A 13,480-nucleotide genomic window follows, 5' to 3' on the forward strand; every position below is an offset into this window, starting at 1 on the left:
ACCGATACACTGTTATACACCATAGCCTCTATACTCATTCTAAGAGTAAAAAGGAGGAAGCAAAATGGTCATTTTTAATTACATTTTAGTATGTATTATTTTCGGGACAACATTTTTAACGATAAAAATTGGAATTGAAGCAGGGGCGCCACCGTTGTTTTCAGCAGGAATTCGCTTCTTTTTAGCGGGCATAATCCTTATGATTATTTTTAAATTAAAGCGAAAAGAAATTATGCCACATATATTTTCAAAACGCATTATGTATGCTGGATTTTGTTTAACATTTATGACATTCGCAAGTTTATATTGGTCAGAACAATATATTTCTTCGGGATTAGCTGCTGTTCTTTCTGCTACGGGACCAATGATGATTTTATTAATACAAGCAAAGAGGGATAGGGAGAAATTACAAATGGAACAACTCGTTGCTTTAGTTATTGCACTAGCAGGTGTTATATTTGTTTCTTTACCAGGAATGCATCAACAAGTAAGTTTCATATGGAGTATTGCTTGTATTGTGTTAGTTATAGGGGAGTTATTTTACGGAATAGGCTCTATTCGTTCGAAAGAAATACTGTCAGATTTATCAAATGTATCACCATTTCTTATTAACGGTATTCAAATGTTTTATGGAGGGATTTTACTACTAATCGCATCTATTATTGTAGAACAACCAAATGTAACCGTATTAACTTCATGGAGTGTGCAATGGCCTATTTTATATCTCATATTTATCGGATCGATTGGTGGACACGGATTATATTACTGGCTCTTATCAAAAACAAATCCAGTATTTCCATCGACGTGGTTATATGTATCACCATTAATTGCAATAATTGTGGGATATATCATTTTAGGAGAACCTTTAAATCCTACAATGGGAATGGGGGCTTGTCTTATATTGATTGGTGTATTTTTGGCCAATCGTTCAACACTACGGACTTATTTCAAAAAAGGGCGGTTATTAGAGAAGGAGATGTAATTTAATAAAGCAATAGCCCTGTATGTTACAGGACTGATAAAATCAAAAACACAGTTGGAAAAATAACCAACTGTGTTTTTAATAATTAATTCACTTTTTTAATAAAGCCTTTATAATGACGTTTTACAAGCTGGCTTTCTAACGTCTTCATAGTTTCTAGTGCTACACCGACAATGATAAGTAAGCTTGTACCACCAATTTGAGCAGAAGGTGGTAACGTAGCAATTTTCGTGAATACGAGCGGTAATATAGAAATAGCACCTAAGAAAATTGCACCGATAAATGTTAAACGGTATAGAATTTTAGTTACATATTGTTCAGTTGCTTTACCAGGACGAATACCAGGAACATATCCATTTTGCTTTTTCAAATTCTCAGCCATTTGTTCAGGATTTACTTGAATAAATGCGTAGAAGTATGTGAAAGCAACGATAAGACCGACATAAAGTGTCATTCCAATTGGATGTGCGAAATCAAGATTTGCAACTAACCATTTTGATACGCTTGAATCAGGGAAGAGCTGTGCAATTGTACGCGGCGTCATTAAAAATGCAGAAGCAAAGATAACTGGTATAACACCAGCACTATTTACTTTAAGCGGTAAATGAGTGTTTTTTGCTCCTTGATATTGATTGTTTCCTGAAACAGCTTTTGCATATTGGATCGGTATTTTACGTACAGCTTGTTGAATGTAAATAACACCAACAACTATCGCTAAAATTACGAGTCCAATTAAAACAATTTTTATTATGTGCATAAATAGCTGATCGCCAGCATTTTGGAATTGTTGTAAATAAATTTGATTTGCAACATTTGGAATGGCGGCAACGAGACCTGCGAAGATAATCATCGAAATACCATTACCAACTCCGTTAGCGGTAATTTGTTCGCCTAACCAAAGTAAAAATGCAGTACCTGCAGTTAAAACTGTCGCAATAAATAAGTATGTAGTCCAGCTTTGATCTGTTATTAATTGTCCACCTGCTATATTATTAAAGCCATAAGACATTCCGATGGCCTGTATGAATGCGAGAATGATTGTAAAGTATCGAGTGAATTGAGCTGATTTCTTACGGCCCATTTCTCCTTGCTTTGCCCATTCCGAAAATTTAGGTATAACATCCATTTGTAGTAACTGTACTATGATGGAAGCTGTAATATATGGTGTAATACCTACAGCGAAGATTGAGAAGTGTTGCAATGCTCCTCCGCCAAATACGTTTAACATACCTAGAACGTTAGCTTGATCTTGTACTTTTAATACCTCTGCGTTAGTATGAGGAACTGGAATAAACGTGCCAATTCGAAAAACGATTAACATCGCTAGTGTAAAAAGGATTTTCCTTCTTATCTCAGCTACTCTCATGAAATTTGAAATCGTACGAAACATTATGTCGCCTCCTATATTTTTATCAGTAAAAAACTGATTATTATACCCTATGAAGTAACCACAAACCTCCTTCCGCACTAAATTCATTTGACAAATGGATTTTCATACACTTTGTAGTTTTCACGGATATAAAAATATAAGGTGTTATATAAGCGACCTATACACTTCACGTAATCATTCAATACCCATAATATATCGAATAAATTAACAAATGTACATACATACGCATTAAAAATGAATAAATAGGGTTATTTTTTACATTTATTTAATGATAAATTGATAGGACATTATACTGGTAAATGCGCTTCGTATATTCCTTTAATCAATTAAAATCCTCCACCTTTTTATTTTCTTACAATTAATATATCGATTTAAAAAGAATTTAAAATCAAATAAAAGTATGAAAGTACATACTACTTTAGTAGTAGTAATAGTAATCAATTGTATTTCAATTAAAATTCATGTGATTAGAGGATTCTTTTTATTTAAGAAGGAATAAATATTTAAAGAAAGCTAAATAAACAGTGTACATATTTATAGGGGAGAAGATGTAAATGAAAGTTTTTATAAAAAAATTTCCACCATTAGAAGTAGCATATATAAGACGAACTGGTAGCTACTTTGAACCACAAGATCACTGGGGAAAGTTACTGAATTGGTCAATTGAAAATAAACTTTATCCACCAGAGCAATCATTTATCGGAATATCATTAGATAATCCTGAACTTGTTGCAAGTCATAAGTGCCGGCATGATGCATGTGTTACGATTCCTGAAAACTTCGATAAAGAAAAGCATCATGATGTGCAATTTAAAAGATTAGATGGAGGTACATATGGTCTATACCAGTTCTATGATGAACCTCATAAATTAAGTGAAGCGTATCAATACATGTATGCAGAGTGGCTACCAAATAGTGAGTATGATGCAGATTATGATAGAGATAATTTAGAGTTTTGCTTAAATAATGTTGCTGAAGATCTAGACGGAAAGTTAAAGGTTAATTTATTTGTGCCAATTAAAAAGATATAAAAAACAAATAATTTCATTTGTAGCTTTAAAATGAAATTGGAATAGTAGTGAAAGAAAAACTTTTTTTGAAGATAATATTTCTAGCGTAGGAATTTAAGTATGTAGGTTGCAATGAAAGGAGAATCCACATGGATACATTTGTAAATGACAAGTTTTATAAAACGAGAGATCAATTAGTTGAGGAAATTAATTTGTTGAGTGATGCTCAATTTAATAGGAAACCAGATAAGGATAAATGGAGTATTGCACAAGTTTGTCATCATTTAGTTTTATTAGATGAGAGAGTTATAACAGTTATTTCATCAGGATTAAAAAAGTTAGATAGTACCCAAAATGAGCGTAAAGAAATTCACACTATTTTATTAGATAGAACGAAAAAGTTTATAGCTCCAGAAATGATTGAACCAAGTATAGAACCATTTGAAGTGGAGCAAATGCTCAATACGCTAAACGAATCAAGAAAAGAATTGATGCGTTTCCTGAGTACAATAGAAGATGAGTCTATATTAGCGAAAAAAGCAGTGATGCATCCAGCTCTTGGAGAATTATCCCTTGATCAGTGGATAGAACTGATTTATTTACATGAACAGCGTCATATTTCACAAATAAAAGAGATAAAATTACTTTGTGAAATTGAAAAGTAAAAATCATTCCCTATTTATTGATGCGTATTATAAACAGGGAAAACGGTTGATTCATATTGATTCAGAAGAAAACAAAAATAGAATGAAATTAGTTGAAAGTAACCAATAAGCTTAAGAAAATATGAAACTATCCGATTTTCTGTATAAGTGTAACCCCGTCTTAAATGAAGAGCGGGGTTATTTTTTTGGAAGTATTTTCATTGAGAAGGAAATACTTCGACAATGAAATTCAAAAAAATAATCATCATAACATATTTTATATGCGAATTTTAGTAAATTGAAATAATGATTTTATGATGATGAATGATATGTCCTTATTTTGAAAGTACTCTTCACACGCTTAAGGAAGGGGTATTCTGTCAGGAAACGATAAAATACAATTCTGTTAGGGGATGTATGCAATTTATTCTCTTTATTTTGCAACAGAACCACCTTCAAAATTATCTTTTGTAGTTGAAGTTTCCTGAATAATAAGTTACATTTTTAAAGTTCAAGCAACTTTATGAAAGTACAAAAAGGGGAGAAATATTATTATTATGCAAAAAATGAAATGGAAGAACTATGTATGTTACTTTGTAATTCTATTACTGCTTGGAACAGCAGTAATAGTCAAACCATCTATCTCTAAGGCTGAGGAATCTGAAGTTAATATCACATTGTTAGGTACTGCAGATATTCATGGTAGATTTATGCCTTGGGATTATGCGCTTGATGGAGCAAATATGAGTGGAAGTTTGACGCAGCTTTATACGGTTATAAAGAAGGTCCGTCAAGAAAATCCAAATACCATATTAGTAGATGCTGGGGATACAATTCAAGGAAACTCAGTAGAATTATTCAACGATAAACCACAATCGCCAATGATGGTAGCGATGAATACAATGGGATATGACGCCTGGGCATTTGGAAATCATGAATTCAATTTTGGATTAGATACATTGAAAAAAGTTAGTGAGCAATATAAGGGAAAAACGTTAGCAGGAAATATTTATAAGGAAAATGGAGAGCGCTTTCTTCCTGCATATACAATTGTAGAAAAAGGTGGAATTAAAGTTGGGATTATTGGTATGAATACACCAATGATTAGTGATTTTGAAAAAGGGACAGATCACTTAGAGGGTTTAGTGGTGAAAAATCCGGTAGAAGAGACGAAAAAGGCAATTAAGGAATTAGAAGGTAAAGTAGATGTAATGGTAGGAGTTATGCATATGGGATTAGAAAATGAGAATGGTATCCCTGGTACTGGTGTTCAAGATATTGCAAATGCTTGTCCGGAACTAAGCGCTATTTTTGCGGCTCACATGCATAAACTTGTAAAAAAAGAAGTTGTAAATGGCGTAATTATTACAGAACCAGATAAATATGGAACACATATTTCACGTATTGACCTTACTTTTACAAAGCAAGATGGGAAGTTGACTTTAAAAAATAAAACTGCTACCGCTATACCTGTAAAAAATGCTGATGGAACAACGATATTATCTGATCCTACACTTGAAGAAACATTAACATCTTTTCACGAATATGCGAGAGGAGATGCAAATGTTGTAGTCGCTCAATTAAAGGGTAGAAATCTTGTTCCTGAAAATGAAATAAAGGGTATTCCAAGTGTTCAGATTCAAGAAACACCTTTATCAGATTTCTTTCATGAAGTCATGCTCTACTACAGTAAAGCAGATGTAGTAGCCCATCAAATTGATAATGATTATGCCCGTTTAGATACAGGTCCTATTAAGAAAAAAGATATTGCGTACAATTACCAATATGCCTTGGGAGAAATTACAGTATATAAGATTTCTGGAAAAGATTTAAAAGACTATATGGAATGGGCAGCAGGATATTTTAACTCATCTCGTGCCGGAGATGTAACCGTTAGCTTTGATAAAACCCGCCGTGCATCTAAATACAGTACGAACGATTTCTTTGGAGGCGTAAAATACGAAATTGACTTAACAAAACCATATGGAAGCAGAATTACAAATTTACGCTCTATTCGTACAAACAAACCAATCAAAATGAGCGATGTTATGACGCTAGGAATGAATGCATATAGAATGGAGGCTCTTCAGGCAAAAGGGGGAGCTTTAGAGGGGCGTAAGTTTGAACAAATTTGGTCATCTAAACAAGAGAATGCATTTGGAGAAACAGGCGGAACCATTCGTAACCTTGCTATTACATATTTAAAAGAGGTAAAGAATGGTGTATACACTCCAAAAGTTATGCGTAATTGGAAAATTACTGGTGTAGATTTACATTCTTCAGAGCATAAGGCTGTAGTTGATCTCGTGAATAAAGGGATTTTAGAAATTCCAAAAACAGAAGACGGAAAATACACAAATATAGCATCTATAAATACGAAAGACTCAATTTCAAAAGAAGAAATTGTAGCACTCTCACAAAAAGCAAATATTAATCCAAATGAGTTTAATCATGTAAAGACAAAAGGTGAATTTTATAAAAAACTTAATAGGATTACTAAAAAAATATAAATTATAAGGTTTCTTATAGTAATTGTTATTTTAATAGCATTAAACCCACTCTTACAATAGTAAAGAGTGGGTTTTTATGTTGTTATTTAGATGTAAGTATACTTTTATTAGAATGAATATAGATAATTAATAACTAACCAATTGGATGAGCGTTTATAAGGATTCTCTTTTATTCAAATTAATGTACATATGTGTTCCGTTCATTATTTATAATATTGACCACAATTTATGTAATTTTGCATAATGTTACATAAATTTCGTATTTTCTCTTTTTTCCGACAAAAATAGACAGTATACTTTGTACAAGCTTTCTATTTCAAAAATTATACGAGGTGAAATAATGAAAAACAAAAAGACATTAACTAAGGTAGCATTAACAACAGGATTAGCTTTAACAGCTGTGGCACCATATGGCGTAGGTCATGCAGAGGAAACAGATCAACTACAAGTCCAAATTCAAGAGGAATCGTTCCGTTCGGGTGAACTTACACAACCGTCACAAAAGGCACCAGAAAATGTAGTAAAGGATGCACTTAAGGAGAAAACAGAGCAAGCTCTGTCCCAAAAACAAGTCAATGGAGAAGCAGGAGTAGATTATAAAGTTCTTCAAAAACGTGGTTCGTATGATGGAACTACACTTGTGCGTATGCAACAAACATACGAAGGAAAAGAAGTATATGGCCATCAATTAACTGCACACGTAGATAATAATGGTGTTATTAAAAGTGTTTCAGGTGATAGCGCACAAAATTTAAAACAAGAAGAATTGAAAAAACCTATTAATCTATCAAAAGATGAAGCAAAACAATTTATTTATACGAAGTACGGGAACGATCTCAAGTTTATTTCTGAGCCAGAAGTTAAAGAGGTTATTTTTGTTGATGAAAATAATGGACAAGCTAAAAATGCATACCAAGTTACCTTTGAAGCTGCAACACCAAACTATGTTTCTGGTACTTATTTAGTAAATGCACAAAATGGTGATATGTTAAAAAATATGGTACAAGAATCTAACTTAAAAGCCAGTGACAAACTAGTTGGAGCTTTAAAGAAAAGTAAACAAAGCAGTCTTACATCATTAACTGGAACAGGAAAAGATGATTTGGGTATTTCTCGTTCATTTGGTATCTCTAAACAAAGTAATGGCAAATATGCTCTTGCTGATTATACAAGAGGGCAAGGCATTGAAACATATGATGTGAATTACAGAGATATTACTAAAGAAGAAAGCTATTATCCTGGTACATTAGCGACTAGTACTTCGGCAACATTTAACGATCCGAAAGCAGTAAGTGCTCATTACTTAGCAACAAAAGTATTTGATTTTTATAAAGATAAATACAAGCGTAATAGCTTTGATAATAAAGGACAAAAAGTAGTTTCAGTTGTACACGCTTGGGATTCTGAAGAGACGAATGATCCGAAAAATTGGCAGAATGCATTAAGTGCTAATAATGGAAGTATGCTTGTATATGGCGATCCTATTGTTAAAGCATATGACGTAGCTGGACATGAATTTACACACGCTGTTACTTCTAGCGAATCTAATCTTGAATATTACGGAGAATCCGGTGCGATTAATGAGGCATTATCTGATATTATGGGAACATCTATTGAGAAATACGTAAATAATGGAAAATTCAACTGGACAATGGGAGAACAAACGGGATCTGTTTTCCGTGATATGGAAAACCCAGCTTCTGTTCCATCTTCACTTGGAGTACCTTATCCAGATGATTACAGTGAATTTAACGATTTTAATGGATGGGATCAAGGCGGTGTTCATTTTAATTCAAGTATTATTAATAAAGTTGCGTATCTCATTGCGAAAGGCGGAACTCATAACGGAGTAACTGTTAAAGGAATTGGTGAAGATAAAATGTTTGATATTTTCTATTATGCAAATACAGATGAGTTAAACATGACTTCTAATTTCAAAGAATTGAGATCAGCATGTATTCGAGTGGCAACTAATAAATATGGTGCGAATACAGCTGAAGTTCAAGCAGTTCAAAAAGCATTTGATGCAGCAAAAATTAAGTAATTTAGAAATATAGTTCTCATTCATATATTAATACATTATGAAAAACAGCTAATGTCATTTTAAGGATATTAGCTGTTTTTTTCATAGCAATGTATTATTGAAAATAAACTGACTAAGCAATAATGAGGCGCTTTCTCTTTAAGAAGTAGTGACAAATCAATAAGGTTTAAAGTGTATAAAAACAGAAAATTAATAATATATTGACCTCTTGATAGAAAGTCTATAAAATGAAAGCGATAACAAACGATTGCTTTAAAATGATTTCCCTGATCTTTTAGTATTTACAAATATATGAAGGCATAAACAAATCTATTTTTTTAAGCGTTAATGCAAACGCTTTCGTATTAAAAGGTCATTGAAATACATACGTGAAAATAGCCAATATGGAGGTGAAGTTAAAGAGATTTCTAGATAAATTTAAGCAGTTTTATTCAGTGAAAGCATAATAAATCGTTAGTAATATTTGAAGAAAGGGTGTATGTGGTGCAAATTACAAAAAGATTAATTAACAAAACAGTTTTATTACTTACTTTAATCATTATGTTATCATCTGTTTTCTCTTTTCAGAGTGTGAAGGCAGTTTCAAATTCGAAAACAACTGAAATTATCATTCATTACAAAGAAAAGCTTGGAAATACAAAAGACTGGAATCTTTGGTTATGGGGAGAAAATGCAAATGGTACATCTTATGAATTTACTGGTGAAGATGAATTTGGAAAATACGCTAAGATAAAAATAGACGGTGACTATAATCGTGTAGGATTTATAGTTCGAACAAATGAATGGGAAAAAGATGGTGGGGATCGTTGGATTGAAAATATAAAGGACGGTCGTGCTGAAGTATGGATTCTTTCGGGTGATGAAAAAGTATATAACTCTAAGCCTTCATCGGATCTCTCAATTCAAAAAGCAACTATTGATAGTTTCAATGAAATTACTGTAACGACTAATGTCCCGTTTCATATTAAGGAAAAGAAAATTGAAATTGAAGGCATTAAAATTAAAAATATTACTCCTTATGATACAAACAGTGGAGATATTACTAATCAGGTTAAAATAATTACGGAACAGAAAATTGATTTAAAACAAACATACAAAGTTAAAATTGAAAACTTAGCTGATACGAATACTGAAATTGGTAAAGTCATTCGTAGCGAAGAATTTGATAATTTATTTTATTATGGTGGCAACGATTTAGGAAATACATATACTCCGCAACATACAAAGTTCCGTTTATGGGCTCCTACTGCAAGCGAAGCGAAGTTAGTTACATATAAAAACTGGAACGATAAAATAGGTGCTGAAATAAACATGCAACAAGGTGAAAAGGGAACTTGGACAGCAGAACTAAAGGGGAACCAAAAAGGGCTCTTTTATACGTATAAGGTCAAAATTGGTGATAAGTGGGCTGAAGCGGTTGATCCATATGTGCGTGCTGCTTCTGTAAATGGCGATAAAGGTGCAGTCGTTAATTTAGAAGAAACAAATCCGAAAAAATGGAAAGCAAACAAAAAGCCAAAATTTAAAAATCCGGAAGATGCTATTATTTATGAGTTACATGTACGCGATCTTTCCATTCAACCTGAAAGTGGTATTAAACAGAAAGGGAAGTATTTAGGTGTAACAGAAAAAGGAACAAAAGGGCCAGGAGGTGTAAAAACAGGACTTGATCATATAAAGGACCTTGGTGTTACTCACGTTCAGTTTTTACCGATATTTGATTATGCTTCAGTAAATGAAGAGACTTTAAATGAACCGCAATATAACTGGGGATATGATCCTAAAAATTTCAACGTTCCAGAAGGCTCCTATTCTACAAATCCTTATGAGCCAACTGTTCGAATAACTGAATTAAAGCAAATGGTTCAAACACTACATGATAATAATCTTCGAGTAGTGATGGATGTAGTATATAACCATATGTATAATGCTGCTGAATCTAATTTTCATAAGTTAGTTCCAGGTTATTATTATCGTTACAATGAAGATGGAACATTTGCAAATGGAACTGGAGTAGGAAATGATACTGCTTCAGAAAGAAAAATGATGAGGAAATTTATGATAGATTCCGTAACATATTGGGCAAAAGAATACAATTTAGATGGATTCCGTTTTGATTTAATGGGTATTCATGATTATGAAACGATGAATGAAATACGTAAAGCTGTTAATCAAATTGACCCTTCTATTATACTACACGGAGAAGGATGGGATTTAAATACACCTCTTGCAGCTGAGTTGAAAGCAAATCAAAAAAATGCAGAGAAAATGAAAGGGATTGCTCATTTTAACGATAATATACGTGATGGGTTGAAAGGTAGTGTATTTGAGGAAAAGGAAAATGGTTTTGTAAATGGAAAGCAAAACATGGAAGATCGTATTAAAAAAGGCATTACAGCAGGTATTGACTATGATACAAATTCGTCTACCTATCAAGATCCTGAACAGGTATTAACTTATGTGGAAGCACATGACAATCATACATTATGGGATAAACTTGAGTTAACTAATCCAGGTGACAGTGAAGAAATGCGAAAACAAATGCACAAATTGTCTTCTTCAATTTTATTAACATCACAAGGGATTCCATTTTTACATGCAGGGCAAGAGTTTATGCGGACGAAATACGGTGATTATAATAGTTACAAATCTCCAGATTCAATTAACCAGATGGATTGGCTGCGCCGTGCAACGTTTAATAATGAAGTAGATTATATGAAGGGTTTAATAGAATTACGCAAAAAGTACTCAGCTTTTCGAATGACATCTGCAGAGCAAATAAAAACACATGTATCATTTATTGATGCTCCGAAAAATACTGTAGCTTATACAATAGAGGGGAATAAAAATGAATACTTTACAGTGGCTCACAATGCAAATAGAGAAGCTGTTGAAATAACACTTCCATCGAAAGGGCCTTGGAAAGTACTAGTAGACGGCAAGCAGGCGGGAAGTAAACCACTTTATGTTGTCCATGACAATAAAATTAAAGTTCCTGCATTAAGTTCATTTGTCTTAAAAACAGAGAAACCGATTAAATAAAAACGAAGAATGTGGAAATAAATACTGCATTGAGCAAATTTAATAAGGATTGCAAATGAAAAAAGCGAAGTGAAGATTATTCTCACTTCGCTTTTAAAGTTAATGTAATATAATTTCATATACTGTAATTATATTACAATTTAATAAAAGAAATAAGCAATAGATTATTTCTTTTGTGACAGTAGGAGGAGAAGATATCTTTGAGTTTATTTATAAAATTACCTGAAATACATTCGTAATTTATATAATGTTTATTATATATTCGAACATATAACGAACTAGATGTTAGAGTTGTATTAATTCCTACAAATCGTTTAAAAATAACAAAGGCGTAAAAAGTATATGGAATTAAAATAGAGAAAAGACACCATTCAAGGTGTCTTTTCTCTATTTTAAATATGAAATGTAAGTAACTCGATTGTATGTAATAGTATGTGATATTTTCACACTAACTGATTAAGAAAAATTTAAAACTCTTTTCTTAATCTATTTGTAATAAATTACATCATAAAATTTTATCGATATAATAAATAAAACTTTCTCAACATTATTTGATTTAATAACTATATTCAACCGCTCTCCAATCCATTACAATAATTTCACATTGGAAATACATGAATATTCTCAATGTTATAAATGGTTTATACCTTATAGGATTACTATGGGAAAGGATGTGAAATATCCAAAAAGAAATCATTTTTTATGATGAAATAAAAAATTTTAATGAAGAAAAAGTTATTTCATTATTTTCAAGTTTCGTTAAAGTGCATGTATTTATAATCACTATGAGACAAGGAGCAGAATCCGAAAAAATTTTTGTAAATTAGAAAATTGCATTTCAAAAATAAGTTAAACGTTTATGGAGGGTTATATGAGCGAGAAAATTTATTACTGGTCTCCGATTAAGCATTGGGAGAAGTTGCATAATGAAGTTTTGATCGGGGAAATGAGATTTACAGGTATTCTGTCTGAGTGGTTTCCTGATTTTTATTTTATGGCTCAAAAAGGTGTGAAAATCAGTGAACTAGTAGAGCGCTTTTCATTAGGAAATGTAGAAGAGACACACAAAAACATAGAGCTCATGATAAAAAATCGTGTGTTAGTAAGTAACATATTACACCCAAGAGAAGTATTTTCTTCACAAGAAAAGATTTTTTCAAATCCATATAGCAACCAGATTCGCTTTTCTAAAGAAAAGTTAGATAAGTATATGAGTGAACAATTAAATCGCACGCACGTTGCTGCACGGTCGACCGAAATTCAACTTGAAACAACAAATGAGCTACCTACTATAATCAAGGAACGTAGGTCTTGTCGTCAATTTGATATGGAAAAACATATTAGTTTTTCGGAATTTTCCCGATTCTTATCAACTCTAAAACAGGTTAGGGAAGAAAAAATATACTATCATTACGCAAGTGCAGGGGGGCTCTATCCCATTGATATCTTTGTTTATGTAAAACCAAAACGTATAGAGGATATGAAAGCTGGATTTTATTATTATAACCCATCAAAAAATAGTCTTGTGATTGTAAACAACATTGATCAAGTAATCAAAAGTGATCATGAGTTAATTAATCAGGATTTATTTACTCAATCTGCCTTCTCAGTTTATTTGGTTTATAATGCGAACGCTTCCATCCCGAAATACGGTTCAGATGGATATTTATTTGCTTGTATTGAGTCAGGCATTATCACTGCTACCTTAAATATGGTTGCTGAGACATTAAATTTAGGGGTTTGTTCAGTTGGTCATATGAAATTTGAAGATATTCAGCAATTTTTATGTTTGGATAGTCATCAAGTGTTTCTCCATGGGCTTGAAGTTGGCTTGAAAATTAACGAGTAGAAGAAATGA

8 protein-coding genes are annotated in these 13,480 nt (G+C 32.3%); 7 read left to right on the forward strand and 1 reads right to left on the reverse strand.

Going from position 1 to position 13,480, the window contains the following annotated elements; genetic code table 11:
• Positions 1–64 precede the first annotated feature (64 nt).
• Positions 65–982, forward strand: a complete 918-nt coding sequence (locus tag ACXKY9_RS14395) for a DMT family transporter (RefSeq protein WP_000234328.1) — start codon at positions 65–67, stop codon at positions 980–982.
• Positions 983–1,067: 85 nt separating this feature from the next.
• Here the strand turns inward: ACXKY9_RS14395 and secY are convergent, their stop codons facing one another.
• Complete coding sequence (gene secY / locus ACXKY9_RS14400) at positions 1,068–2,372, reverse strand: preprotein translocase subunit SecY (protein WP_000490135.1); 1,305 nt, start codon at positions 2,370–2,372, stop codon at positions 1,068–1,070.
• 554 nt (positions 2,373–2,926) lie between these two features.
• Here secY and ACXKY9_RS14405 point away from each other — a divergent pair.
• The 6 genes from ACXKY9_RS14405 to ACXKY9_RS14430 all read left to right on the forward strand — a co-directional run bounded on the left by ACXKY9_RS14405 (position 2,927) and on the right by ACXKY9_RS14430 (position 13,471).
• Positions 2,927–3,403 carry an AraC family transcriptional regulator gene (locus tag ACXKY9_RS14405; RefSeq protein WP_000862353.1) on the forward strand — a complete coding sequence of 159 codons (477 nt, stop codon included), beginning with the start codon at positions 2,927–2,929 and terminating at the stop codon, positions 3,401–3,403.
• A 128-nt stretch (positions 3,404–3,531) separates the two neighbouring features.
• Positions 3,532–4,047 (forward strand): DinB family protein, encoded by a 516-nt coding sequence (locus tag ACXKY9_RS14410; protein ID WP_000379376.1) that lies wholly within the window; start codon positions 3,532–3,534, stop codon positions 4,045–4,047.
• 536 nt (positions 4,048–4,583) lie between these two features.
• Positions 4,584–6,536: a bifunctional metallophosphatase/5'-nucleotidase gene (locus ACXKY9_RS14415; RefSeq protein WP_001171087.1), complete on the forward strand. Its 1,953-nt coding sequence runs from the start codon at positions 4,584–4,586 to the stop codon at positions 6,534–6,536.
• A gap of 340 nt (positions 6,537–6,876) precedes the next feature.
• Entirely contained in the window at positions 6,877–8,580 is a 1,704-nt protein-coding gene (locus tag ACXKY9_RS14420) for a M4 family metallopeptidase (RefSeq protein WP_000791453.1), read from the forward strand.
• A 483-nt stretch (positions 8,581–9,063) separates the two neighbouring features.
• On the forward strand, positions 9,064–11,622 hold the full coding sequence (gene pulA, locus ACXKY9_RS14425) for a type I pullulanase (RefSeq protein WP_001167499.1): 2,559 nt from the start codon (positions 9,064–9,066) through the stop codon (positions 11,620–11,622).
• Positions 11,623–12,493: 871 nt separating this feature from the next.
• Entirely contained in the window at positions 12,494–13,471 is a 978-nt protein-coding gene (locus ACXKY9_RS14430) for a SagB/ThcOx family dehydrogenase (RefSeq protein ID WP_001290955.1), read from the forward strand.
• Positions 13,472–13,480: the final 9 nt, after the last annotated feature.

The organism is Bacillus sp. 2175 (assembly GCF_057812155.1).